Here is a 23,001-nt window from a genome sequence, read left to right as displayed (position 1 = left end):
CCCATCCGTCTCGGGCGCGTTCCGCGCCGGCCGTCATCGACATCGCCGTCCTCGGCCCTCATCCAGGGCCGGCCGCCGCGTCCGCGCTTTCAGGCACAGCAGACAACGGAGGACGCCGCGATGGCGGTCAGCAGCACCACCACGACCCGGCCCGACACCCCGGCGCCGGCCGCCCGGGCCCCCCGGCGGCCGCGCGGTGAGGGGCAGTGGGCGCTCGGGCACCGCGAGCCGCTCAACCCCAACGAGCGGATCAAGAAGGACGACGACCCGCTGAACGTGCGGGCCCGGATCGAGAACATCTACGCGCACCGGGGCTTCGCCTCGATCGACCCGCAGGATCTGCGGGGCCGGTTCCGCTGGTGGGGCCTCTACACCCAGCGCCGGGCGGGCATCGACGGCGGGCGCACGGCCGTGCTGGAGCCGCACGAGCTGGAGGACGAGTTCTTCATGCTCCGCGTGCGGGTGGACGGCGGTGAGCTGAGCCTGGCCCAGCTCCGGGTCGTCGCGGACATCTCCCGGGAGTTCGCCCGGGACACCGCCGACATCACCGACCGGCAGAACATCCAGTACCACTGGATCCGGGTCGAGGACATGCCGGAGATCTGGCGGCGACTGGAGGCGGTCGGCCTGCAGACGACCGAGGCGTGCGGCGACTGCCCCCGGGTGGTGCTGGGCAGCCCGGTCGCCGGTGTGGCCCGGGACGAGGTGCTCGACCCGACTCCCGCCGTCGACGAGATCGTCCGCCGGTACGTCGGCGACAAGGCGTACTCCAACCTGCCCCGCAAGTTCAAGACCTCGATCTCCTGGCTGGTCGACACCCCGTACGAGGCGAACGACATCGCCTTCCTCGGCGTCGAGCACCCCGACCACGGTCCCGGCTTCGACGTCTGGGTGGGCGGCGGGCTGTCCACCAACCCGATGCTGGCCAAGCGCCTCGGCGTCTGGGTGCCGCTGGCCGAGGTGCCGGACGTCTGGGCCGGGGTGGTCGGCATCTTCCGCGACTACGGCTACCGGCGGCTGCGCAACCGGGCGCGGCTGAAGTTCCTGGTCGCCGACTGGGGCGTGGCGAAGTTCCGCGAGGTGCTGGAGAAGGAGTACCTGGGCCGGGCGCTGCTCGACGGCCCGGCCGCGACGCTGCCGGCGAAGCCGGTCGACCACATCGGCGTGCACCCGCAGCGCGACGGCGGCAACTACGTGGGCGCCGCCCCGGTGGTGGGCCGGGTCTCCGGCACCCAGCTCGCCCGGCTCGCCGACGTGGCCGAGGCCCACGGCAGCGGCCGGGTGCGGCTCACCCCGTACCAGAAGCTGCTGGTGCTGGACGTGGCGCCGGAGCGGACCGACTCGCTGGTGGCGGAGCTGCGTGGGATCGGCCTGGAGGCCCGGCCGTCGGCCTGGCGGCGCGGCACCATGGCCTGCACCGGCATCGAGTTCTGCAAGCTCGCCATCGTCGAGACGAAGCGGCGCGGCGAGGAGCTGGTGGCCCGGCTGGAGGAGCGGCTGCGCGACTTCGACGCCGACATCTCCATCCACCTCAACGGCTGCCCGAACGCCTGCGCCCGCACGCAGGTGGCCGACATCGGCCTGAAGGGCCAGCTTGTCGTGGGCCCGGACGGCCGGCAGGTGGAGGGCTTCCAGGTGCACCTCGGCGGCGGCCTGGGCATGGCCGCGGGGCAGACCGCCGGTTTCGGCCGCAAGCTGCGCGGCCTGAAGACCACCGCCGACGAGCTTCCGGAGTACGTGGAACGGCTGGCCCGCCGCTACCTGGCCGGCCGGAGCGAGGGCGAGAGCTTCGCCAACTGGGTGATCAGGGTCGACGAGGAGGAATTGCGATGAGCGATGCCCGATCTGCGCCTCTCTACTGCCCCTACTGCGGGGAGGAGGACCTGCGGCCGCACGAGGCCGGGCACGGCGCCTGGGAGTGCCACGCCTGCGCCCGGGTCTTCACGGTGAAGTTCACCGGCCTGCTGGGCCGGGCGGTGGCCCGATGAGCGCCCTGCCCTCCGCCGCCGGCCTGGGCCTGGTCGGCGTCGGCGGGCCGGCCCCGGCGGACCCGGCCCGGCGTGACCCGGCGGAGCTGCGTGCGCTGGCAGAGCGGGCCGGCCGTGAGCTGGAGGGCGCGCCCGCGCTGGAGATCGCCCGCTGGGCCGCCGAGACCTTCGGCGACCGGTTCTGCGTGACCAGCTCGATGGCCGACGGGGTGCTGGCCCACCTCGTCTCCCGGGTGGCCCCCGGGGTCGACGTGGTCTTCCTGGACACCGGCCTGCACTTCCCGGAGACGCTCAAGGTCCGCGACGAGGTGGCCCGGCGGCTGCCCGTGAACGTGCGCTCGATCCGCCCCCGGATGACCGTGGGCCAGCAGGACGGCCAGTACGGCCCGCGGCTGTTCAACCGGTCCCCGGACGACTGCTGCCAGCTGCGCAAGGTGGAGCCGCTGGAGCGGGCGCTGGCCGGGTACGACGCCTGGGCCGCCGGGCTGCGCCGCGACGAGTCGCCGACCCGGGCCAACACGCCGGTGGTGGCCTTCGACGCGCGGCGCGGCAAGGTCAAGGTCAACCCGATCGCGGCGTGGAGCCAGCGGGACGTGGACGCCTATGTGGCCCGCTACGACATCCCGGTCAACGAGCTGTTCGCCCGGGGCTACGGCTCGATCGGCTGCTGGCCGTGCACCCGCCGCACCAGGGCGGGGGAGGACCCGCGGGCGGGCCGCTGGGCGATGTTCGAGAAGACCGAGTGCGGCCTGCACACCTGACCGCCGAGCCGCCGGTGGTGCTGGTCGCGCACGGCAGCCGGGACCCGCGGGCGGCGGCGGCGACCCGGGCGCTGGCCCGGGCCGTGGCGGCCGCCCGTCCGGGCGTCGCGGTGCTGCCGAGCTGGCTGGACCACACCGATCCCGGTCCCGCCGCGGTGCTGCGGGACCTGGCCGCCGCCGGGCACACCCGGGCCGTGCTGGTGCCGCTGCTGCTGACCGCCGCGTACCACCGGAAGGTCGACGTCCCGGCGGCGGTGGCGGCGGCCCGCGCGGGTGGCGCGGACATCGAGGTACGGGTGACCGACGTGCTGGGCCCGGCGGACGGGGTGGTGGACGCCCGGCTGCTGGCGGGGCTGCGCCGGCGGCTGGCCGAGGCGGAGCCGGGTGGCTTCGACGGCGTGGTGCTGGCGGCGGCGGGCACCCGGGATCCGCGGGCGCGGGGCTCGGTGGGGCGGGTCGCCGCCGCGCTCGGCGCCGAGCTGGGCGTGCCCTGCCAGGTGTCGTACGCCTCGGCGGCGCCCCCGGGGGCCGGCGTCGCGGTGTCCCGGCTGCGCGCGGCGGGCGCCCGCCGGGTGGCCGTGGCCGCCTACTTCCTGGCCCCGGGCCTGTTCCACGACGCGGTCCGCGCGACGGCGGAGCGGGCCGGCGCGGTGGCGGTCGCCGATCCGCTGACCGACCTGCCCGAACTCGCCGACCTGGTGCTGCGCCGGGTCGACGCCGTGCCGGTCGCCGGCCCGGTGTGACGCGGACCGCTTCATGATCAGCCGGCGCGGTGGCGGGGTAGTGGGGAGTCATGTGCCCGGACAGCAGAACGCCCCGGCCGGGATCCGGCCGGGGCGTGCGCGTGCGTGCGAATCAGGCGGAGTGAGCGCGCAGCACCCGGAGCCCGCCGCGGCGCTTGACCGCGCGGCGCTCCTCCTCGCTCATCCCGCCCCAGACGCCGGCGTCCTGACCGGACTCCAGCGCCCACTGGAGGCAGTGGTCGGTCACCGGGCAGCGCCGGCAGACGGCCTTGGCCTGCTCCACCTGCAGGAGGGCCGGGCCGGACGTCCCGATCGGGAAGAACAGCTCCGGGTCCTCGTCGCGGCAGACGGCATCGTGGCGCCAGTCCATGGCGGCAACACTCCTCATTCTCAAATGGGTGGCCAGATTACGCTTCGTTGCTATTCCTATATGCGTCCGCATTGCCGATCGGTGACGGTCAGCATCCATCAATTCGGCGCTGCGTGAGCAGGCTTGCGATCCCCGTGGACCTGCTGGAACAGCTCAACCTGCCGAGCATATCCAGGCAATGTCCCGGTAACACGACTTCGCTTGTGAATACTTTCACGAACTGTCGCGATGTCAAGGGTGACGCTCGGAAAAACTCCGAACAGTGAGCGGGCTCACCACCCTTTTGTCCGGGTTTCAGAGCGCTCTGGTTACCCGGCGTGCCACAGTCGAGGATCAATATAGTACGGTCTGCGTGACGTTGCTGACATTTCCGGCACCTTTCCTCGGTGTGGCGGCCCCCGCGCGAAGCGGTGCGGTGGCCCGCGTCAACCGACGGCAGTACCCGAGACCTAGCAGATTACTCTCAGTGCGGCAGGGATGGATGCGAATCTGACTTTTTCCCGCTCGCCGAGGTAGTCGCCGTCCAGCTGGAAGGCCAGCGGACGGGCCGAGAGCAGGGTGAACTCCGCCACGTCGTGCAGCCGGAGCACCTGCCGGCCGTGCGGATCCGGCTCCCGAGCGAAGAACTGGGTGACCGTGCGTGCCGTGCTGGCCACCTTGAGCTGGCGCATCGCGAGCACGTCCAGCCCGAGGTCGAACGAGGCCTCCGGGTTCGGGTTGATCTCCCGGTCGCCCAGATAGGTCCACGGCGCGGTGTTCTGGATGATGACCGTTCCCAGGTCGGTCTCGGCGGCCTCACCCGGGCGCTCCAGCGAGATCGACGGGTGCCGCCGGTCCGAGGCGAGGAAGTACTGGCTCACCGTGGACCGGAAGTAGAGCGCCGGCGTGGACACCCGGCCCCGCTTGCGGGCCCGCTCGACCCGCTGGATGACGGCCGCGTCGATGCCGAAGCCCGCGCAGAAGGTGAAGTAGCGGTCGTCCGCCCGGCCCAGCCCGATGGTGCGGGAGCGGCCCAGCCGCAGCCCCTCCAGGATCATGCTGGTCCCGTCCGGCCACTCCCGCGGCAGGCCGAGGGCCCGGGCGAAGACGTTGGTCGACCCACCCGGGACGGTGGCCAGCGCCGGCAGCCGCTCCGCCGTGGTGCGCCCGGTGCGGAAGGTCGGCGGCTCGGCGGCCATCAAGCCGTTCACCACCTCGTTGACCGTGCCGTCGCCGCCGAGCGTCACCACCAGGTCCACGCCCTCCTGGGCGGCCTCCCGCGCCAGGTCCATGGCGTGACCCCGGCGGCGGGTGTACCGCACCGACAGGTCGACTTCGCTGCGCAACGCCCGGACCAGCACGTCCCGGCTGCGCTCGCTGGTGGTGGTGGCCTTCGGATTGACCACCAGGACGGCGCGCATGGGCGGCACTGTACCGCGCCTACCCACGGGTATCGTGTCGCGCGTGACGATCGACTCCGGGCCGGTCCCCGGCACGCTCCGCACGGCGGTGCTCCTGCTGCGCGCCGAGGCCGTGGCGCTCGGCCTGGTCGCGGCATGGCTGGTCTGGTCCGACCTGACGGCGCGCACCACCCACCTGACCTCGGCGCTGCTCGTGACCGCGTTCGCGATCGCCGGGGCGGCCGCGCTCTGGGCGCTCGGCACCGCGCTGGGCCGCCGCCGGTCCGGGGCCCGGGCGCCGGCCATCGTGCTCCAGCTCATGCTGCTGCCGATCGGCTGGTACATGATCCAGGGCGGCCTCGGCTGGCTGGGAGTGCCGCTCATGGTGCTCGGCCTCGGCGTCACCGGCCTGCTGGTCAGCACGCCGACCAACCGGGCTCTCGGCTTCGACTGACGCCGCGCCGGCCGGACCGGTCAGTAGCCGGAGGCGCGGCGGGTGAGCAGGGAGATGGTGGCCCGGCCGTCCGCGGCCCGGGCGCTCGCCGCCGTGGTCAGCGCGGTGAGCACCTTCCAGGCGAAGGACGACTCCGAGGGGAGCGTGGCGCCCCGCACGGTCGGCACGGTCACCTCGACCGTGAGCGCGTCATCGGTGACCGCGAAGCGGCACTCCAGCTCGGCGTCGCGGGTGGCGATCGCGAGCAGCATGGCGCACGCCTCGTCGACGGCGATGCGCAGGTCCTCGATCTCGTCGAGGGCGAACTGGAGCCGGGCCGCGAGACCGGCGGTGGCGGTGCGCAGCACGCCCAGGTAGCCGCCGTCGGCGGGCACCGTGAGGTGCACGACGTCGTCGTCCGTCGTCGGCTGGCCGGTCAGTTGAGTCACGCCTCATCCCCCCGGTGCGGGACTCTACCCGGTCAGGCGTCCGTCCGCGTGGGGGCGACCGTCGGCCTGTGCCGCGAGATCGTGCAGAGCCGTCCCGGCCAGCCGGTACGGCACCCACTCGTCCATCGGGGCGGCGCCGATCGCGGCGTAGAAACGGGCGGCCGGGTTCCAGTTGATCATCCACCACTCGAGTCGCCGGTAGCCGCGCTCGACGCAGATCGCGGCGAGGGTCGCGAGCAGCCGCCGGCCCGCGCCGGTGCCACGGGCGGCCGGCCGGACGTACAGGTCCTCTAGGTAGATGCCGTGCACGCCCTCCCAGGTGGAGAAGTTGAGGAACCAGAGGGCGAAGCCGATCGGCTGGCCGGCGGGATCGACCGCGACGTGCCCGAACAGCGCCGGTGCCGGACTACGACTACTCCAGCTCGGCGCGTCTGACGCCGCGCCGCGACCTGGAGCAGTCGCGAAGAGCGCCTTCGTGAGCTGTTCTTCGGTGAGGTGGCACTGCTCGGGAGCGCGCTCGTAGTCGGCGAGTTCGTGCACCATCGCGACGACGGCCGGCACGTCCTCGGGACGCGCCGGCCGGATCGTCGGTGCCTGGGCGGGCAGGCTCACGCCTGCTTGGTCTCCCAGAAGATCTTGGCGATCTCGTCGATCTTCTGCAGCAGCTGGTCGGCGACGGCCGGGTCCATGCTGCCCTTGGCGCCGGCCGAGCCGGCGAGCTTGGTGGTCTCGTTGAACAGCTGGTGCAGGTGCGGGTACTTCTCGAAGTGCTGCGGCTTGAAGTAGTCGGTCCAGAGCACCCACAGGTGGTGCTTGACCAGGTCCGCCCGCTGCTCCTTGATCAGGATGGCGCGCGTGCGGTACTCCGGGTCGGTGTTGGCCTGGTACTTCTCGCAGATCATTTTGACCGACTCGGCCTCGATCCGGGCCTGCGCCGGGTCGTAGACGCCGCACGGCAGGTCGCAGTGGGCGCTGGCGGTCACACGGGGCGTAAGGATGCGGGGAAGGCGCATCAGGGTCCTCCATGGGATGTTTGCGATGATCCAAGACGACACTACTCCTGGAGATGCTCCCCGGCGGGCGGGAGGTGAAACCCCATGGGTGCGGTGGATCACCGGCTGCGCGGGCCGCTGGTGCCGGTCCTCGTCACCGGCCCCTCCATGGCCCCGACGCTGCGGCACGGCGACGCCGTGCTGGTGCGGACCGGGGGCCGGCCGGTACGCCCCGGCGACGTGGTGGTGGCGGTCTTCCGCAGCCGCCCCGACCTGCTCGTGGTCAAGCGCGCGGTCCGCCGGCAGGACGGCGGTTGGTGGCTGCGCGGCGACAACGACCTGGTCACCGACGACTCCCGGGCGTACGGGGTGGCCGACGTGCGGGGGCGGGTGGTCCTCCGGTACTGGCCGCGTCCCGGGCGGGTCACCGGCGTACCGCGTCGGATATGACCCCGATCACACCCCGGTGCGGCATGCCTGACTATGCTCGGAAAGTGCCCGGGTGACCCCCCGCACCGCCGCCCCGCTGGCCGCTGACCACGCGTGCCGAGCCGGCCGGTCCGTCTGCTCGACAGATCCTGGAGTCACCAATGCCTACGTCCACCCCGGACCCCGCTGATCCCGTTTTCCGGCTGCACCTCGGCGGCAAGATGGCCGTCGCCTCGACCGTGCCGCTCACCAGCCGGGAGGACCTCTCCCTCGCGTACACCCCGGGTGTGGCCCGGGTCTGCGAGGCGATCGCCGCCGACCCCGACCTGGCCGACGACTACACCTGGGTGTCGCACACCGTCGCCGTGGTCACCGACGGTTCCGCCGTGCTCGGCCTCGGCAACATCGGCCCGCGCGCGGCGCTGCCGGTGATGGAGGGCAAGGCGGTGCTGTTCAAGCAGTTCGCGGGCGTGGACGCCGTACCGGTCTGCCTGGACACGCAGGACGTGGACGAGATCGTGGCGACGGTGCGGGCGCTGGCCCCCTCGTTCGGCGGGATCAACCTGGAGGACATCAGCGCCCCGCGCTGCTTCGAGGTGGAGCGCCGGCTGGACGAGGCGCTCTCCATCCCGGTCTTCCACGACGACCAGCACGGCACCGCCATCGTGGTGCTGGCCGCCCTGCGCAACGCCGCCACCCTGCTCAACCGCAAGCTGGGCGACCTGCGGGTGGCGGTCAGCGGGGCCGGCGCCGCCGGTGTGGCCGTGACGAAGATGTTGGTCGCCGGGGGCGTCAATCCGGACCAGGTGGTCGTCTGCGACTCCAAGGGCATCATCGGCCGGCACCGCGAGCTGACCGGGACCAAGGCCGAACTGGCCGAGACCACCAACGCCGACGGGCGGCAGGGCGACATCACCGAGGCGCTGCGCGGCGCGGACGTCCTGGTCGGCGTCTCCGGCGGGCAGATCCCCGAGGCGGCGGTGGCCGGCATGGCGCCGGGCGGCATCGTCTTCGCGCTGGCCAACCCCACCCCGGAGGTGCACCCCGAGGTGGCTGCCCGGCACGTGGCCGTCGTCGCCACCGGGCGCAGCGACTACCCCAACCAGATCAACAACGTGCTCGCCTTCCCCGGCGTGTTCCGGGGCGCGCTGGACGCCCGGGCCACCCGGATCACCGACGGGATGAAGGTGGCCGCGGCCGACGCCATCGCCAACGTGGTGGCCGAGTCGCTGACGCCGGAGGCGATCGTGCCGTCCCCGCTCGACCCGCGGGTCGCCCCCGCGGTCGCCGAGGCGGTGGCCGAGGCGGCCCGCCGCGACGGGGTCGCCCGCCGCTGAACGTCGCGGAAGGGGACCATCCGCACGGCTTTTGTGGGGAAGGTCCCCTTCTGAACGAGGGCTCAGCTTGTTACGGTGCCGATCATGCGTGCTGCCTTCGCCTCGGCCTTCGACGCCGACAACCCGCTCGCCGCGCTCACCGTCGGCGACCGCCCCGAGCCGGCCCACCCGGAGGACGACTGGGTCACCGTGCAGGTCCGGGCCAGCTCGCTCAACCACCACGACCTCTGGTCGCTGCGCGGGGTGGGCCTCGGCGCCGACCAGCTCCCCATGATCCTGGGCTGCGACGCGGTCGGCACCGACCCGGACGGCAACCAGGTCGTCGTCTACCCCGTGGTGCCCACCCGGGGCGACCCGCGCGGGGTCTCGATCCTCTCCGAGCACTTCCCCGGCACCTTCGCCGAGCGGGTGGCCGTACCCCGGATGAACCTGCTGCCGCTGCCCGACGGCCTCTCGGCGACCGACGCGGCCTGCCTGCCCACGGCCTGGCTCACCGCGTGGCGGATGCTCACCACCCGGGGCCGGGTCGGCGACGGCGAGTCGGTCCTCGTCCAGGGCGCCGGCGGGGGCGTGGCCACCGCGGCCGTCGCGCTCGGCGTCGCGCTCGGCAAGCGGGTGTACGCGACCAGCCGCGACGCCACCAAGCGGGAACGGATCACCGAGCTGGGCGCGACCGCCCTGGAGCCCGGCGCCCGGCTGCCCGAGCGCGTCGACGTGGTCATCGAGACGGTCGGCGCGGCCACCTTCGACCACTCGCTGAAGTCGGCCGCCCCGATGGCCCGGATCGTGGTCTCCGGCGCCACCGCCGGCCACGAGCCCAAGGTCAACCTGCGCCGGGTCTTCGCCATGCAGCTGGAGATCCTCGGCACCTCCATGGGCACCCCCGACGAGCTGACCCAGCTCCTGGCGTTCTGCGCCGAGCACGAGGTGCGCCCGGTGGTGGACCGGGTGGTGCCGTTCAGCCGGATCGAGGAGGCCTTCGCCCGCCTGCACTCCGGTGACGCCTTCGGCAAGGTCGTCGTCGACCACACCGCCTGACCGGCGACGCCGCCCTGGGCGACCGGTCAGAGATGGTCGTCCAGGGTGGCCACGCCGCCGCGGGCGGCGTCGGCGGGGATCCGCTTCTTCGCCGCCGCGTCGCCGTAGAGCGTCCAGCGGAGGAACTCGACGGTGGTGTCGGCGACCACCCGCAGCGCCGGGGTGTCGGCGAGCAGGGCCTGCCCGTGGTCGCCCTTGGGCAGGCTGAGCATCGCCTTCGGCCAGGGCACCGCGTCGTAGACCGCCTTGCCGGCGGCGTAGCCCACCACCTCGTCGGCCTCGCCGTGCACGAAGAGCTGCGGCGCCGCCGCCCCGGCGAACGCGGTGCCCACGCCGAGCGCCGTGCCGGCGAGGACGATGCCGGCGTCCAGGCGCTCGTCCCGGCCCGCGGTGAACAGTCCGATCGTGGTCACCCCACCCGCGCTGTGCCCGGTCGCGGCCACCCGCTCCGGGTCCAGCCGGCCGCGCAGCGGATCGCCCGACTTCCCGTCGAGGGCGAGCACCTGGGTCAGCACGTACGACACGTCGGCCGGCTGGTTGAGCACGTCGAGCGGGTTGCCGTCACCACCGGCCCCGGTGTGCGGGAACTTCGGCGCGGCCACCACGAACCCGGCGGCCGCCCAGCGGGTCAGCAGCACCCGGTAGTCCTCCGGCCGGGCGCCCAGCCCGTGGCTGAACAGCACCACCGGGAACCGCCCGGCCGCCACCGGCGCCGACCGCTCCGGCGTGCCGCCGGCCTCGCCCCGCGCCGGGTACCAGAGGGTCACCGGCAGGGGCCGGTCGCCGTCGCGGTTCAGCTTCAACTGGCGTACGCCGACCGCGAAGCTCTCGGTGGGGGCGTGCCCGGCGGGCACCCGTGGCGCCGGGGTGGTGGCCGCCGGCGGGGCGTCGGGAGCGGATCGCCCGGCCGGGGCGCTCCCGCCCGAGCAGCCGGCCAGACCCGTGCTGAACAGGGCGGCGGCGGTGACGAGGGCGGCGGGACGACGGCGCATGAACACGATTGTGCCTCGCGCTCCCGGGTGACCGGCCGGCTTCGCACCCGGCGTGACGCGATCGCCTCAACCGGTCGGCGGCCGTCCCGCCCGCAGCCGGGCCAGGTCGGCGGCGTCCTTCGCGCGGCCGGGCCGGTCGGGCATCCAGACCGGGAACATCTCCTTGAACTCGATCTGGGCGGCCACGCTGATCACCGGGGCGGTGTGCGGGCCGATCCGGCCCGGCGCGGACTCCAGCATCCCCTCCGGCAGCGGGGTGCCGGCCCACGGCCCGGCCCCGACCACCACCCGGCCCGCCGAATCCCGGTCCAGGTACGCGAAGCTCAGCTCGACGTCGGCCCGGACGACGTCGAGCTGCATCTCCACCGGCATCCGGGGGTCGACGGCCCAGCCCTGCCCGCCGAGCCGGGCCGCCAGCGGGCCGGCGTCGCGCCGCCAGCAGTACCAGTCGACGTCCACGTGCGGCCGGCTCACCGCGCCGAGGTGGAAGTCCATGGCCCACCCACCGCGCAGCCAGACCGGGATCCCGGCCGCGCCGGTCAGGTCGACGACCTCCCGGATCGCGTCGAGTTGCCGCCCGGCCAGCCCGTCCATCCGGGCGAGGCTACCGTCCGGTCGCCTCCTCGGCTGCCCCTCACCGGGGAAGGGCGCGGGTGGTCAGGGTGGTGACGCCGGGAAGGCGGGCGTCGGCCGGCAGGCGGCTCCGGGCACGACGGTCGTCGTAGAGGATCCACCGGAGGAAGTCGGTGGTGGCGGCGAGGACCTGCGCGAAACCGGGACGGCCCGGGGTCAGGTACTCGCCGTGGCCCTGGCCGGGCAGGCTCAGGAAGGCGGCCGGCCCGAGGCTGCGCGCGTACGCGGCCCGCCCCACCGACTCGGGTACGACGGGGTCCGCGCCGCCGTGCACGAAGAGCAGGGGCGCCACCGGGCCGGCGAAGCTGCCGGCCAGCCCGCCGCCGGCGATGACGATGCCGGCGCGCAGCCGGGGCGAGTGCCCCGAGGCGAACATGCCCGCCGTGGTGAAGCCGCCCGCCGAGTGCCCGGTGGCGGCGAACCGGTCCACCGCGAGGTGCCCGGCGAGCGGGTCCCCGGGCCGGGTGTCGAGGCGGACCAGGTGGCGGATGAGCCGCCAGCCGTCGGCGGGCTGATTCCGCACGTCGGCCCGGGTGAAGTCGCGCGCCCGCAGGTTGGTCCGCGGGTAGGCCGGCGCGGCCACGACGAACCCGGCCGCCGCCCAGCGGGTCGTCAACGGAGCGTGCAGCTCGGGGAGGCTGCGCAGGCCGTGGCTGTGGACGACCACCGGGAACCGCCCGGCCGCCACGGGAGCGTCGGGCCGCGCGACGGGCCCGGCCACCACGGCACCGCCGGCCGGGCCGGCTGTCGGTCGGGTGGTGGCGGGGATCCCGGTGGCGCGCTCCGCCGGGTACCAGACCGTCACCGGCAGCGGCCGGGGGCCGTCGGGGTCGAGGACGAACTGGCGCACGCCCACGGCGTACGGCAGCGGCGGCGCCGGGCCGAAGGACGGGACCCGGTCGTCGGTGGCGGCGGCGGCCGGGCCGCAACCGGCCACCAGCGCCACCAGCAGCGCGGCGGCCAGCCGCTGCATCCTCACCCCCTCACGGTAGGCGGCCGGCAGGCCGGTCCGGCCCCGCCGAGCGGGCCGACGCACCTCCACCGCCCGGACCGGGGTGGGCCGGCGCCGGCCCGGCGGGATCATCGGCGTCGCCCGGCTTCGCTAGGGTCACGCGCATGGCTGAGAACTACACCGACCCCAGTGGCAACACCGCGCAGTTCCGCGCCTTCATGGACTCGCCCGACAGCGCGGCGACGGCCGCGGAGACACCCTCCCGCCTGCCGCTGTTCGCCGGCATCGGCGTGGCCGCCGTCGTGGTGGTCGCCCTCATCGCCTGGCTGACCCTGGGCTGACCCCCGGCCCCACGTGTCGATCATGAGGTTAGCGGCGCGAATCGCCTGATTCGTCGCCGTCAACTTCATGATCGCCGGAGAAGCCCGGACCGGGCACCCGGCGGGCGTCGGTCACACGCCGAGCACGTCCCGGGTCTGCCGGGCGATCTCGCGCTCCTCGTCGGTGGCGATCACGCAGACCGTCACCTCGGCGCCGTCGGGGGAGATGACCCGGTCGCCGCTGCCGGCGTTGCGCGCCGGGTCCACGGCGATACCGAGCCGGTCCAGGCCGGCCAGCGCCGCGGCGCGGACCGGGGCGGCGTGCTCGCCGACGCCGGCCGTGAAGGTGACCGCGTCGACCCGCCCGAGCAGGGCGTAGTACGCGCCCACGTACCCGGTGATCCGGCGGCGGTAGACGTCGAACGCGAGGGCGGCGGCCGGGTCGCCGGCATCCCGGCGGGCCAGCACCTCCCGCATGTCGTTGGCCCCGGTCAGCCCGAGCAGGCCGCTGCGGTGGTTGAGCAGGTCGTCGATGTCGTCCACGCCCATGCCGGCCTCGCGGCGCAGGTGGAAGACGATCGTCGGGTCGATGTCGCCGCTGCGGGTGCCCATGACCAGGCCCTCCAGCGGGGACATGCCCATCGAGGTGGCCACGCTCCGCCCGCCCTCGACCGCGCAGGCGCTCGCCCCGTTGCCGAGGTGCAGGGTGATCGTGTTCAGCTCGCCGTACGGCCGGCCGAGCAGTTCGGCCGTGCGCCGCGAGACGTACGCGTGCGAGGTGCCGTGGAAGCCGTAGCGGCGCACGCCGTACCGCTCGGCGGTCTCCCGGTCGATGGCGTACGTGGCGGCGGCCTCGGACAGGGTGTGGTGGAACGCGGTGTCGAAGACGGCGACCTGCGGGGTGTCCGGCAGCGCCTCCCGCGCCACCCGGATGCCGGCCAGGTTGGCCGGGTTGTGCAGCGGGGCCAGGGGAACCAGGTCCTCGATGGCGGCCACGACCGCGTCGCCGATCCGCACCGGTTCGCTGAACTTCCGCCCGCCGTGCACCACCCGGTGCCCCACCCCGGCCAGCCCCGCCAGGTCGAGCCCCTCGATGATCTGCCGCACCGTCGTCTCGTGGTCGGCCGGCCCGCCGCCCGGCTCGCCGACCCGCTCGACGGTGCCCTTGTCCCGGACCTCGGCGCCGTCGTAGAGGCGGTACTTGACCGACGAGGACCCGCAGTTGAGGACCAGGATCCGGCTCATTCCGACTCCCCGGCGGCGGCCTGGATGGCGGTGATCGCCACCGTGTTGACGATGTCCGGCACGGTGGCGCCCCGGGACAGGTCGTTGACCGGCCGGCGCAGGCCCTGCATGACCGGGCCGACCGCCACCGCGCCGGCCGAGCGCTGCACCGCCTTGTAGGTGTTGTTGCCGGTGTTCAGGTCCGGGAAGATGAACACCGTGGCCCGCCCCGCCACCGGGCTGTCCGGCAGCTTGGTGGCCGCGACCTGCGGGTCGATCGCCGCGTCGTACTGGATCGGGCCCTCCACGAGCAGCTCCGGCCGGCGTTCCCGGACCAGCTTGGTGGCCGCTGCGACCTTCTCCACGTCGGCGCCGAAGCCGGAATCACCGGTCGAGTAGGACAGCATGGCCACCCGCGGCTCGATGCCGAACCGGGCGGCCGTGTCGGCCGAGGAGACCGCGATGTCGGCGAGCTGGGCGGCGTCCGGGTCGGGGTTGACGGCGCAGTCGCCGTAGACCAGCACGCGGTCGGCGAGCAGCATGAAGAACACGCTGGAGGCGACGGAGACGCCCGGCACGGTCCGGATGATCTCGAAGGCCGGCCGGATGGTGGCCGCCGTGGTGTGGGTGGCCCCGGAGACCATCCCGTCGGCGCGGCCGGTCTGCACCATCATGGTGCCGAAGTAGTTGGGCTGGGCCACGATGTCGTGCGCCAGCTCGACGGTGACGCCGCGGTGCGCGCGCAGCTCCGCGTAGACGGCCGCGAACTCGTCCCGCCACTCGCTGGTGACCGGGTCGACCACCTGCGCGTCGCCGACGTCGATGCCCAGCTCGCGGGTGCGCCGCGCCACCTCGTCGGGGCGTCCGAGCAGGGTCAGGTCGGCGACGCCCCGGCGCAGCAGCACCTCCGCGGCGCGGAGGATGCGCTCCTCGGTGCCCTCGGGCAGCACCAGCCGCCGGCGCTGCCCGCGGGCCCGGTCGATGAGGTCGTTCTCGAACATCAGCGGGGTGACCCGCTCCGACCGGCTGACCCGCAGCCGGCGGGCCAGGTCGACGGTGTCCACGCAGCGTTCGAAGGCGCCCAGCGCGGCCTCCACCTTGCGGGGGTTCGCCACGCTGGGCCGTCCCTCGATCCGGCTGGACGCCGCGACCGTGTCGTAGCTGTCGCTGGGCACCGAGAGCACGGCCAGCCCGGTGTTCAGCGCCTCGAACAGCCGCATCGCCCGAGGGTCGGGCTGTTCGCCCAGCGTCAGCACCAGCCCGGCCAGGGAGACCTGCCCGGCCACGTGCGCCGCGCCGGCGGCCACCAGCAGGTCGTCCCGGTCGCCCGGGGTGATGACCAGCGCCCCGTCGGTGAAGTGGTCCAGCAGGGTGGGCACGTGCGCCGCGCCGACCACGTAGTCGAGCACGTCCCGATCCAGCGCGGCCTGGTCGCCGGCGAGCAGGGTGGCGCCGAGCGCCGCCGCCACCTCGGCCACCGTCGGCGCCGACACGGTCGGCACCTCCGGGATGGCGTGCGCGGGAACGGGCAGCTCGGGCAGCGTCATCGGCCCGGGGACGCGGTTGGCGACCACCGCGACCACCGTCGCCCCCAGGTCCTCCAGGTCGTGGTACGCCCCGCGCAGCGCCGCCGCGATCGCCTCGGGCGGCTGCCCGAAGCCGTCCACCACGGGCACCACCACGCTGCTGAACTCGGTCGCCAGCCGGGCGTTGAACGCCAGCTCGCGGGCGCCCGCGCCGTCCCCGTCGGCGAAGTCGCTGCCCACCACGACCACGGCGGGGCAGTGTCGTTCGACCGCCCGGTAGCGGGCCACGATGCGGGCGATCAGCTCCTCCCGCCGGCCGTCCGCGACCAGGGCGGCGGCGTCGGCGTAGGTCGCGCCGTGCAGGTCGTCGACCGGCAGCCGCACCCGGTAGCGCTCGGTGAGCAGGGCGAGGATCGGGTCGGGGTGCTGGCCGGCGACCAGCGGCCGGAAGGCGCCGATCCGCTCGACCTGCCGGGACAGCAGCTCGGCCAGCCCGAGCGCGACCGTCGACTTGCCCCCGCCCGACCCCACGCTGGTCAGGTACACGCTGCGCGCCACGACCTCACGCTACAAGATCGCGGGGTGCCTCGCTCGGGTCCTTGTGCCCAGGGCGGAGGACCCGTATTCGCTCAGGAGGGAGCGGGGGAGACGGTGCCGCGGTCGCGGTCCGCGCCCGGTTCGTCGCTGGGCTGTGCGGCCCGGAACAGCGCGTCGCTCTTCGCCACCCAGGCGGCGCCGAATGCGAACACGGCCACCGTCTCGCACCAGAGCGCCCCGGCGGCGACCTGGTGCACGAGGCCGACGATCCGACGCCGAGACGCAGGTGGCGGACGGTCACGGCGTCCTGCGGGGGCCTGCGGGGCTCGGGGTTCATCGCCGCCTTCCCGTCGTCGGTCGATGCTCTCTCCAGTGGACGTTGCGGGTGCCGTCCCCGTCAACGGTCGGCGTTAGGCGCCGGCCGCTGCCAGCTCCCGTTCGTACACCTGCCCGGTCAGGTCCGTGCCGAAACTGTGGTGTGGTTCCTCCTCGACGAGGTGGAAGCCGCGGGAGAGGTAGATGCCGCGGGCGGCGACCAGAGGGTGGTTGGTCCAGAGGCGGATGCGGGCGTATCCCGCCCGCCGCGCGAAGGCGAGGCACTCGTCGACCAACCGGGCCCCGAGACGCCGTCCCCGGGCGGCGGGATCGACCAGCAGGATCCGCAGCTGGGCCGTCTGCTCATCGGCCGCGACGCAGAAGACGCAACCGACCCGCTTTCCGTCGAGCTCGGCGATCCAGGCGGCCTCCCGCGCCGGGTCGTGGCCGGCGGCGTAGTCGGCGACGATCCGCGCCACGAGCGCCTCGAAGCTGGTGTCCCAACCGAACTCGGCCGCGTACGTCTCGCCGTGGGCCAGCACCACCCAGCCGAGGTCGCCGGGACGGCCCAGCGGACGAATGAGGACCTGTGCGCTCATCGAAACCCCTCCACTACTGAAACAGTCGTTTCAGTGGCAGAGTAGCGCTGTGAGCCAGCACGAGCGACCCCCCAGCGCCCGCCGCGACGAACTCCTGGAACGGGCGTACCAGTACGTCCTGGCGCACGGGCTGGCCGAGCTGTCGCTGCGCCCGCTCGCCGCCGCCATTGGGTCCAGCCCCCGGGTCCTGCTCTTCCTCTTCGGCTCCAAGGACCAGTTGATCCGCGCCCTGCTCGGCCGGGCCAGGGCCGACGAGCTGGCCGCGCTCCGGCGGGCCCGGGACGCGGGCGGCTCCGACGACTTCGTCGCAGCGGTGCGGACGGCCTGGGGCTGGCTCGTTGATCCGGCGCACCGCCCGATGCTGGTCCTCTGGGTCCAGGCGTACGCCCGCTCGCTCAGCGAGCCGGACGGACCGTGGGCGGGATTCGCCCGGCAGACGGTGGAGGACTGGCTCGGGCTGCTCGCCGAGGTGGGCGGCCGGGCCGACAGCGCGGGCGCTGACCCGGTCCTCGCCCTGGCGCTGCTGCGCGGCGCCCTGCTCGACCTGCTGGCCACCGGCGAGGCCGAACGGACCACCGCGGTCGTCGAGCGCTGCCTGGTCCTGCTCGGAGCGGCGGCCCGCTGAGCCGGGCCGGCGCCGGCCTGCTCTTCGTCGACGAAGGCGTTCCGCCTCTCGGTGGACGAGGCCGCGGTACCCAGCGCCCGAGGGTCGCTGGGTTGCCGCTTGACCCGGCTAACATCATTAGCTAACGTCTAAGCTAACAGCGTTAGCCAAGAGAGGGCGTGCCGTGATGACCGCAGCGACGACCGTGGAGACCCGACCGGCGACGACCGACGGCGGGGGCGTCCGGGACAGGATCGGCCGGGTGCTGCTCTGGCTGGCGGCGGTCGGAGCGCTGGCGGCGGCACTGGGGGCGTACGGCGCGGTCGCCGACGCGGAGCCGGCCGTCAAGGTGGTCGAGACGTGGCGGGCGTACGGCTTCGTGGTCTTCGCCGGGCTCTTCGCCCTGCTGGCCGTGCGTCCACAGGGTCACCGGGGGGTGTGGGCGCTGGTCATCTTCCACAAGGTGGCCATGACGGTGACCGCGCTGGCCTACAGCCGGAACACCGCGATCGAGGGGACCGGCAGCATCCTGGTCTTCGACGGCGCCCTGTCGGTGCTGCTCGTCCTGGCGCTCGTGCTCTGCCGAGGCTGGGTGGCGGAGCCGCGCCGGTGACCCGCCGCGAGGAGATCGTCGACGTGGCCGAACGCCTGCTGGAGCGTGCGGGGCCGGGGGCCGTCACGATGCGCCGGCTCGCCGACGAACTGGGCATCCAGGCCCCGTCGTTGTACAAGCACGTCGCGGGGAAGTCCGAGATCGAGGCCGCCCTGCAGCAGCGGGCGCTGCAGCGGCTCGCCGCGGCCCTGGAGGCGGCGCCCGACCTGCCGTCCCTCGCCGCCGCGTACCGTGCCTGGGCGCTCCGGCATCCCCGGCTGTACGAGATCGCCACCCGACTGCCGCTGGCGCGCGAGCGCCTGGCACCCGGCGTGGAGGCGGCTGCCGCGGCGCCCCTGCTCCGGGTGACCGGGGGTGACCTGACCGCGGCACGCGCGCTCTGGGGCCTGGCACACGGGCTGGTCGACCTGGAGCTGGCCGGCCGGTTCCCGCCCGGGGCGGATCTCGACGCGGTGTGGGCACGCGCCATGGCCGAGCGGGTCGCCGCCGAACCCGGCGCGGGCGCGACGGGCTGACCATCCGGCCGGCGGCGGGCGGGCGTGGTCATCGCCCACCCGAGAGGAAGGTCAGCCGGTCACTCGTCGTCCTCGTCGTCGAGCCGGGCCAGCCAGGTGGCGAACCGCTCGATCGGAGTCTCGAACTCCGGGTTCAGGTCGACGAAGTCACGGAGCCGCTCGCCCAGCCACTCCAGGCTGACCTGCTCCTCGCCCCGGCGCTCGACAAGTTCCTCGATGCCACGGTCGGTGAAGTACATCTGCGTCCTCTCGCGGGAGAAGGGCCGCACGGGACGAGGGGCAGCGGCCGTCGTACGGTCGCTGCCCCTCGTGCCGGCGGTGCGGTCAGGTCACGGGCGGGGGAGAGCCGCCTCGATCAGCGCGTTCTGCTCGACCTCGTGCATCTTCGCCGAGCCGACCGCCGGCGCGGCGGCGGCCGGCCGCGAGATGCGGCGCAGCCGGACCTCGGGCAGGTGCTCCAGCAGGTTGAGCGCGACGAACGACCAGGCGCCCTGGTTGGCCGGCTCCTCCTGGACCCAGGCGAAGTCCTCGGCGTTCGGGTACTGCGACAGGGCGGCCCGGACCTCCTCGACGGGCAGCGGGTAGAGCTGCTCCATCCGCAGGATCACCGTGTCGGTCACACCCCGCTCCTGCCGGGCCTGGAACAGGTCGTAGTAGACCTTGCCCGAGCAGAGCAGCACCCGCTTCACCTGCTCTGGCGCCGGGGCGGCGGTGTCGGCCAGCACCGGCTGGAAGGTGCCCGTGGTGAAGTCCTCCACCTGCGACACGCAGAGCTTGTGGCGCAGCAGCGACTTCGGCGTGAACACCACCAGCGGCTTGCGCTTCGACGACAGGGCCTGGCGGCGCAGCAGGTGGAAGTAGCTCGCCGGGGTGGTCGGGATGGCCACCCGCATGTTGTCCTCGGCGCAGAGCTGGAGGAACCGCTCCGGGCGACCGGAGGTGTGGTCGGGGCCCTGGCCCTCGTGCCCGTGCGGCAGCAGCAGGGTGATCGCGGAGCGCTGGCCCCACTTCACCTCGCCCGACGAGATGAACTCGTCGATCACCGACTGGGCGCCGTTGACGAAGTCACCGAACTGCGCCTCCCAGGCGACCAGCGCGTTGATGTTCTCCACCGAGTAGCCGTACTCGAAGCCCATGGCGGCGTACTCGGAGAGCAGCGAGTCGTGCACGAAGAAGCGGGACCGCTCGCCGTCGGCGGTGAGCGACTTCAGCGGCAGGTAGTCGTCGCCGGTCTGCGCGTCGACCACCGACGCGTGCCGCTGGACGAAGGTGCCGCGGCGGGAGTCCTGCCCGGCGAGCCGGACGGTGACCCCGTCGTGCAGCAGCGCGCCGAACGCGATGATCTCGCCGAAGCCCCAGTCGATGCCGCCCTCGACGGACATCTTGCGCCGACGCTCCAGCAGCTGCTGGATCCGCTTGTGCGGGGTGAAGCCCTCCGGCAGGTTGACGTGCGCCTCGCCGATCGCCTTGACCACGGCGATGTCGGTGGCGGTGTCGACCTGCGGCTCCGGCTCGTCCTCGCGGCGCGGCCGGCTGAGCTGGCGCGGCGTGGTGGCGGCGTCGCGGGTGGCCTTGAAGACCCGCTCCAACTGCGACTGGTAGTCGCGCAGCAGCTCCTCCGCGTCCTCCACGGTGATGTCGCCCCGCCCGATGAGCTCCTCGGTGTAGAGCTTCCGGACCGACCGCTTCGAGTCGATGATCTTGTACATCTGGGGGTTGGACATCGAGGGGTCGTCGCCCTCGTTGTGCCCGCGCCGGCGGTAGCAGACCATGTCGATCACGACGTCCTTGTTGAACGCCTGCCGGTACTCGAAGGCGAGCCGGGCCACCCGGACGACTGCCTCGGGGTCGTCGCCGTTGACGTGGAAGATCGGCGCCTGGATCATCCGGGCCACGTCGGTGCTGTAGAGGCTGGACCGGCTGTATTCCGGGGCGGTGGTGAAGCCGACCTGGTTGTTGACCACCACGTGCACGGTGCCGCCGGTGCGGTAGCCGCGCAGCTGGGACAGGTTGAGGGTCTCGGCGACCACGCCCTGGCCGGCGAAGGCGGCGTCACCGTGCACCGCCAGCGGCAGCACGGTGTAGCCCTCCAGCTTGAGGTCGATCCGGTCCTGCTTGGCCCGGACGATGCCCTCCAGCACCGGGTCCACGGCCTCCAGGTGCGACGGGTTCGCCACCACCGACACCTTGACCGCGTGCGCGCCGTCCGGGGTGGTGAACTTGCCGTTCTGGCCGAGGTGGTACTTCACGTCGCCCGAGCCCTGGGTGGAGCGCGGGTCGAGGTGCCCCTCGAACTCGGAGAAGATCTTCTCGTACGGCTTGCCGACGATGTTGGCCAGCACGTTGAGCCGGCCGCGGTGCGCCATGCCGATCACGACCTCGTCGAGGCCGCCCTCGGCGGAGCACTCCAGGACCTCGCCGAGCAGCGGGATCAGCGACTCGCCGCCCTCCAGCGAGAAGCGCTTCTGGCCGACGTACTTGGTCTGGAGGAAGGTCTCGAAGGCCTCGGCGGCGTTGAGCCGGTTGAGCACGTGCTTCTGCTCGTCCGCGCTGGGCTTCTCGTACTTGCGCTCGACCCGCTCCTGGATCCAGCGCCGCTCCTCCGGGTCCTGGATGTGCATGTACTCGATGCCGACCCGGCGGCAGTACGAGTCGCGCAGCACGCCGAGGATCGAGCGCAGCTTCATCCGCTGCCGGCCGGCGAAGCCGTTGACCGGGAAGACCCGGTCCAGGTCCCACAGGGTCAGCCCGTGCTGGAGGACGTCCAGGTCCGGGTGCTTGCGGATCTTGAACTCCAGCGGGTCGGTGTCGGCCATCAGGTGGCCGCGCACCCGGTACGCGTGGATCAGCTCGTGCACCCGCGCGGTCTTGTTGATCTGGCCCTCGGAGTCGACGGCCACGTCCTGCACCCAGCGCACCGGCTCGTAGGGGAGGCGCAGGGAGGTGAAGATCTGGTCGTAGAAGCCGCGCTCGCCGAGCAGCAGCTCGTGCATCACCTTGAGGAACTCGCCGGACTGCGCGCCCTGGATGATCCGGTGGTCGTACGTGCTGGTCAGCGTGATGATCTTGCTGACCGCGAGGTCGGCCAGGGTCGCCTCGCTCATCCCCTGGTAGGGCGCCGGGTACTCCATGGCGCCGACGCCGATGATGGCGCTCTGGCCCTGCATGAGGCGCGGGATCGAGTGGACCGTGCCGATGCCGCCCGGGTTGGTCAGCGAGATCGTGGTGCCGGCGTAGTCCTCCATGGTCAGCTCGTTGCGGCGGGCGCGCCGGACCACGTCCTCGTACGCCTGCCAGAACTGCCGGAAGTCCATCTGCTCGCAGCCCTTGATGGAGGGCACCACCAGGTTGCGGGAGCCGTCCGGCTTGGCCAGGTCGATGGCGATGCCCAGGTTGACGTGCTCGGGGCGGACCATCGCCGGCTTGCCGTCGACCTCGGCGAAGGAGTTGTTCATCTCCGGGTGCTCGACCAGCGCCCGGACCATCGCGTAGCCGATGAGGTGGGTGAAGCTCACCTTGCCGCCGCGGCCGCGCGCCAGGTGGTTGTTGATCACGATGCGGTTGTCCACCAGCAGCTTCGCCGGCACCGCGCGGACGCTGGTGGCGGTCGGCACGGCGAGCGAGGCGTCCATGTTCTGCACGATCTTGGCGGCGACCCCGCGCAGCGGGGTGGTGCCGGCGGCGCTCGCGGTCGGCGCCTTCGCGGCCGGCTTGGCCGGGGCAGCCTTCTTGGCCGGGGCCGGCTCCGGAGCCTTCGCGGCCGGCTTGGCGGCCGGCTTCGCCGGTGCCGGCGCGGCCTTGGCGGCAGGCTGCTGGTCGACCGTGGCGACGGCCTCCTGCTGCTCGGCCGGCTCGGGACGGACGGCCGGGGCGGCCTGGGCGGCCTGGGCCTCAGGGCGCGGGGTGGCGGCGCCGGGCGCCGGCCGGTAGTCCGCGAAGAAGTCGTGCCAGGCCGAGTCGACGCTCGAGGGGTCGGCGAGATAGCGCTGGTACATCTCCTCGACGATCCACTCGTTCGGGCCGAAACCCGCCAGTGGGTTCTCCTGCGAAGTCTGCTGGGTCGACACGGCCGCTAATCGCCTCTTTCACGCGGTTGTGAATGTCACGCGGGCGCTCCCGGGCCCGTTTCCGGGCGTACGAGAGACGGGTCCCAGGCTACGCCGTGCGATCGACGCAGGCATTCTCGCCTCCGGCTGGTGGTCCGTTTCACAGAAGATGCCAGAAGTTCGGCAAACGCTGCGTGTCCCGTCCA

Annotated in this window: 26 protein-coding genes; 12 read left to right on the top strand and 14 right to left on the bottom strand. The window is 73.5% G+C overall.

The annotated features are described in order from the left end of the window. Positions 1-120 precede the first annotated feature (120 nt). Genes ACQP12_RS28360 through ACQP12_RS28345 form a run of 4 tightly spaced genes read left to right on the top strand, consistent with a single transcriptional unit; the run spans position 121 to position 3,492 of the window. On the top strand, positions 121-1,833 hold the full coding sequence (locus ACQP12_RS28360) for a nitrite/sulfite reductase (RefSeq protein WP_357938340.1): 1,713 nt from the start codon (positions 121-123) through the stop codon (positions 1,831-1,833). After that, entirely contained in the window at positions 1,830-1,988 is a 159-nt protein-coding gene (locus tag ACQP12_RS28355) for a hypothetical protein (RefSeq protein WP_357938337.1), read from the top strand. The genes ACQP12_RS28360 and ACQP12_RS28355 overlap by 4 nt, the downstream gene beginning before the upstream one ends. Continuing rightward, on the top strand, positions 1,985-2,749 hold the full coding sequence (locus tag ACQP12_RS28350; protein ID WP_433283276.1) for a phosphoadenylyl-sulfate reductase: 765 nt from the start codon (positions 1,985-1,987) through the stop codon (positions 2,747-2,749). The genes ACQP12_RS28355 and ACQP12_RS28350 overlap by 4 nt, the downstream gene beginning before the upstream one ends. Beyond that, entirely contained in the window at positions 2,731-3,492 is a 762-nt protein-coding gene (locus ACQP12_RS28345; protein ID WP_433283275.1) for a sirohydrochlorin chelatase, read from the top strand. The genes ACQP12_RS28350 and ACQP12_RS28345 overlap by 19 nt, the downstream gene beginning before the upstream one ends. 112 nt (positions 3,493-3,604) lie before the next feature. Here ACQP12_RS28345 and ACQP12_RS28340 read toward each other — a convergent pair whose 3' ends face one another. Both ACQP12_RS28340 and ACQP12_RS28335 read right to left on the bottom strand, forming a co-directional pair. Then, positions 3,605-3,862, bottom strand: a complete 258-nt coding sequence (locus tag ACQP12_RS28340) for a WhiB family transcriptional regulator (protein ID WP_088975879.1) — start codon at positions 3,860-3,862, stop codon at positions 3,605-3,607. Positions 3,863-4,311: 449 nt separating this feature from the next. After that, positions 4,312-5,262 carry a diacylglycerol/lipid kinase family protein gene (locus ACQP12_RS28335; RefSeq protein WP_433283273.1) on the bottom strand — a complete coding sequence of 317 codons (951 nt, stop codon included), beginning with the start codon at positions 5,260-5,262 and terminating at the stop codon, positions 4,312-4,314. A 43-nt stretch (positions 5,263-5,305) separates the two neighbouring features. Between ACQP12_RS28335 and ACQP12_RS28330 the strand changes: the two genes are divergently transcribed. Further along, positions 5,306-5,695 (top strand): hypothetical protein, encoded by a 390-nt coding sequence (locus ACQP12_RS28330; RefSeq protein ID WP_357938329.1) that lies wholly within the window; start codon positions 5,306-5,308, stop codon positions 5,693-5,695. A 20-nt stretch (positions 5,696-5,715) separates the two neighbouring features. On the opposite strand, the gene ACQP12_RS28325 is transcribed toward ACQP12_RS28330, so the two are convergent. Genes ACQP12_RS28325 through sodN form a run of 3 tightly spaced genes read right to left on the bottom strand, consistent with a single transcriptional unit; the run spans position 5,716 to position 7,136 of the window. After that, positions 5,716-6,123 (bottom strand): ATP-binding protein, encoded by a 408-nt coding sequence (locus tag ACQP12_RS28325; RefSeq protein ID WP_357938327.1) that lies wholly within the window; start codon positions 6,121-6,123, stop codon positions 5,716-5,718. 24 nt (positions 6,124-6,147) lie between these two features. After that, positions 6,148-6,735: an N-acetyltransferase family protein gene (locus ACQP12_RS28320; RefSeq protein ID WP_433283272.1), complete on the bottom strand. Its 588-nt coding sequence runs from the start codon at positions 6,733-6,735 to the stop codon at positions 6,148-6,150. Further along, the gene (sodN, locus tag ACQP12_RS28315; protein ID WP_151464170.1) at positions 6,732-7,136 is read right to left on the bottom strand and encodes a superoxide dismutase, Ni; all 405 of its coding nucleotides are present in this window, start codon (positions 7,134-7,136) and stop codon (positions 6,732-6,734) included. Before sodN ends, ACQP12_RS28320 begins: the two co-directional genes overlap by 4 nt. A gap of 84 nt (positions 7,137-7,220) precedes the next feature. Between sodN and ACQP12_RS28310 the strand changes: the two genes are divergently transcribed. The 3 genes from ACQP12_RS28310 (at position 7,221) to ACQP12_RS28300 (ending at position 9,919) form a co-directional block, all read left to right on the top strand. Further along, positions 7,221-7,565 (top strand): S24 family peptidase, encoded by a 345-nt coding sequence (locus ACQP12_RS28310; RefSeq protein WP_433283270.1) that lies wholly within the window; start codon positions 7,221-7,223, stop codon positions 7,563-7,565. 140 nt (positions 7,566-7,705) lie between these two features. After that, positions 7,706-8,881, top strand: a complete 1,176-nt coding sequence (locus tag ACQP12_RS28305; protein ID WP_355635328.1) for an NAD(P)-dependent malic enzyme — start codon at positions 7,706-7,708, stop codon at positions 8,879-8,881. A 75-nt stretch (positions 8,882-8,956) separates the two neighbouring features. Further along, positions 8,957-9,919, top strand: a complete 963-nt coding sequence (locus ACQP12_RS28300) for a zinc-binding dehydrogenase (RefSeq protein WP_357938323.1) — start codon at positions 8,957-8,959, stop codon at positions 9,917-9,919. 26 nt (positions 9,920-9,945) lie between these two features. Here the strand turns inward: ACQP12_RS28300 and ACQP12_RS28295 are convergent, their stop codons facing one another. From ACQP12_RS28295 to ACQP12_RS28285, 3 genes are all read right to left on the bottom strand, one after another. After that, positions 9,946-10,911: an alpha/beta hydrolase family protein gene (locus ACQP12_RS28295; RefSeq protein WP_433283268.1), complete on the bottom strand. Its 966-nt coding sequence runs from the start codon at positions 10,909-10,911 to the stop codon at positions 9,946-9,948. Between the two features lie 66 nt (positions 10,912-10,977). Then, positions 10,978-11,505 carry a nucleotidyltransferase domain-containing protein gene (locus tag ACQP12_RS28290; RefSeq protein ID WP_433283267.1) on the bottom strand — a complete coding sequence of 176 codons (528 nt, stop codon included), beginning with the start codon at positions 11,503-11,505 and terminating at the stop codon, positions 10,978-10,980. A gap of 40 nt (positions 11,506-11,545) precedes the next feature. Further along, positions 11,546-12,523: an alpha/beta hydrolase family protein gene (locus ACQP12_RS28285; protein ID WP_433283265.1), complete on the bottom strand. Its 978-nt coding sequence runs from the start codon at positions 12,521-12,523 to the stop codon at positions 11,546-11,548. A gap of 137 nt (positions 12,524-12,660) precedes the next feature. On the opposite strand from ACQP12_RS28285, the gene ACQP12_RS28280 reads away from it, so the two are divergent. After that, complete coding sequence (locus tag ACQP12_RS28280; protein WP_433283263.1) at positions 12,661-12,837, top strand: hypothetical protein; 177 nt, start codon at positions 12,661-12,663, stop codon at positions 12,835-12,837. 111 nt (positions 12,838-12,948) lie between these two features. Here the strand turns inward: ACQP12_RS28280 and ACQP12_RS28275 are convergent, their stop codons facing one another. From ACQP12_RS28275 to ACQP12_RS28260, 4 genes are all read right to left on the bottom strand, one after another. Beyond that, on the bottom strand, positions 12,949-14,061 hold the full coding sequence (locus ACQP12_RS28275; protein WP_433283262.1) for an acetate/propionate family kinase: 1,113 nt from the start codon (positions 14,059-14,061) through the stop codon (positions 12,949-12,951). Continuing rightward, on the bottom strand, positions 14,058-16,124 hold the full coding sequence (pta, locus tag ACQP12_RS28270) for a phosphate acetyltransferase (RefSeq protein ID WP_433283260.1): 2,067 nt from the start codon (positions 16,122-16,124) through the stop codon (positions 14,058-14,060). Before pta ends, ACQP12_RS28275 begins: the two co-directional genes overlap by 4 nt. A 71-nt stretch (positions 16,125-16,195) precedes the next feature. Then, entirely contained in the window at positions 16,196-16,360 is a 165-nt protein-coding gene (locus tag ACQP12_RS28265) for a hypothetical protein (RefSeq protein ID WP_433283259.1), read from the bottom strand. Positions 16,361-16,513: 153 nt separating this feature from the next. Then, on the bottom strand, positions 16,514-17,017 hold the full coding sequence (locus ACQP12_RS28260) for a GNAT family N-acetyltransferase (RefSeq protein ID WP_433283258.1): 504 nt from the start codon (positions 17,015-17,017) through the stop codon (positions 16,514-16,516). 49 nt (positions 17,018-17,066) lie between these two features. Between ACQP12_RS28260 and ACQP12_RS28255 the strand changes: the two genes are divergently transcribed. The 3 genes from ACQP12_RS28255 (at position 17,067) to ACQP12_RS28245 (ending at position 18,749) form a co-directional block, all read left to right on the top strand. After that, positions 17,067-17,642: a TetR/AcrR family transcriptional regulator gene (locus ACQP12_RS28255; RefSeq protein ID WP_433283257.1), complete on the top strand. Its 576-nt coding sequence runs from the start codon at positions 17,067-17,069 to the stop codon at positions 17,640-17,642. Between the two features lie 166 nt (positions 17,643-17,808). Further along, a complete protein-coding gene (locus ACQP12_RS28250; RefSeq protein WP_433283255.1) occupies positions 17,809-18,234 on the top strand; it encodes a hypothetical protein in 426 nt (141 codons plus the stop codon). Next, on the top strand, positions 18,231-18,749 hold the full coding sequence (locus ACQP12_RS28245) for a TetR/AcrR family transcriptional regulator (protein WP_433283254.1): 519 nt from the start codon (positions 18,231-18,233) through the stop codon (positions 18,747-18,749). Before ACQP12_RS28250 ends, ACQP12_RS28245 begins: the two co-directional genes overlap by 4 nt. 59 nt (positions 18,750-18,808) lie before the next feature. Here ACQP12_RS28245 and ACQP12_RS28240 read toward each other — a convergent pair whose 3' ends face one another. Beyond that, positions 18,809-18,988 (bottom strand): DUF6104 family protein, encoded by a 180-nt coding sequence (locus tag ACQP12_RS28240; RefSeq protein ID WP_091124467.1) that lies wholly within the window; start codon positions 18,986-18,988, stop codon positions 18,809-18,811. A gap of 90 nt (positions 18,989-19,078) precedes the next feature. Continuing rightward, entirely contained in the window at positions 19,079-22,816 is a 3,738-nt protein-coding gene (locus ACQP12_RS28235) for a multifunctional oxoglutarate decarboxylase/oxoglutarate dehydrogenase thiamine pyrophosphate-binding subunit/dihydrolipoyllysine-residue succinyltransferase subunit (protein WP_433283253.1), read from the bottom strand. Positions 22,817-23,001: the final 185 nt, after the last annotated feature.

Source organism: Micromonospora sp. CA-244673, from assembly GCF_050948395.1.
Taxonomy (GTDB): Bacteria; Actinomycetota; Actinomycetes; order Mycobacteriales; family Micromonosporaceae; genus Micromonospora.
This window is presented reverse-complemented; position numbering and strand designations above follow the sequence as displayed.

Bases quoted from the DNA above. Each gene is read 5' to 3' on its own strand.
- ACQP12_RS28360 (WP_357938340.1), top strand. From the start codon at position 121: ATGGCGGTCAGCAGCACCACCACGACCCGGCCCGACACCCCGGCGCCG.
- ACQP12_RS28355 (WP_357938337.1), top strand. From the start codon at position 1,830: ATGAGCGATGCCCGATCTGCGCCTCTCTACTGCCCCTACTGCGGGGAG.
- ACQP12_RS28350 (WP_433283276.1), top strand. From the start codon at position 1,985: ATGAGCGCCCTGCCCTCCGCCGCCGGCCTGGGCCTGGTCGGCGTCGGC.
- ACQP12_RS28340 (WP_088975879.1), bottom strand. From the start codon at position 3,862: ATGGACTGGCGCCACGATGCCGTCTGCCGCGACGAGGACCCGGAGCTG.
- ACQP12_RS28335 (WP_433283273.1), bottom strand. From the start codon at position 5,262: ATGCGCGCCGTCCTGGTGGTCAATCCGAAGGCCACCACCACCAGCGAG.
- sodN (WP_151464170.1), bottom strand. From the start codon at position 7,136: ATGCGCCTTCCCCGCATCCTTACGCCCCGTGTGACCGCCAGCGCCCAC.
- ACQP12_RS28310 (WP_433283270.1), top strand. From the start codon at position 7,221: ATGGGTGCGGTGGATCACCGGCTGCGCGGGCCGCTGGTGCCGGTCCTC.
- ACQP12_RS28305 (WP_355635328.1), top strand. From the start codon at position 7,706: ATGCCTACGTCCACCCCGGACCCCGCTGATCCCGTTTTCCGGCTGCAC.
- ACQP12_RS28295 (WP_433283268.1), bottom strand. From the start codon at position 10,911: ATGCGCCGTCGTCCCGCCGCCCTCGTCACCGCCGCCGCCCTGTTCAGC.
- ACQP12_RS28290 (WP_433283267.1), bottom strand. From the start codon at position 11,505: ATGGACGGGCTGGCCGGGCGGCAACTCGACGCGATCCGGGAGGTCGTC.
- ACQP12_RS28280 (WP_433283263.1), top strand. From the start codon at position 12,661: ATGGCTGAGAACTACACCGACCCCAGTGGCAACACCGCGCAGTTCCGC.
- ACQP12_RS28275 (WP_433283262.1), bottom strand. From the start codon at position 14,061: ATGAGCCGGATCCTGGTCCTCAACTGCGGGTCCTCGTCGGTCAAGTAC.
- ACQP12_RS28260 (WP_433283258.1), bottom strand. From the start codon at position 17,017: ATGAGCGCACAGGTCCTCATTCGTCCGCTGGGCCGTCCCGGCGACCTC.
- ACQP12_RS28250 (WP_433283255.1), top strand. From the start codon at position 17,809: ATGACCGCAGCGACGACCGTGGAGACCCGACCGGCGACGACCGACGGC.
- ACQP12_RS28240 (WP_091124467.1), bottom strand. From the start codon at position 18,988: ATGTACTTCACCGACCGTGGCATCGAGGAACTTGTCGAGCGCCGGGGC.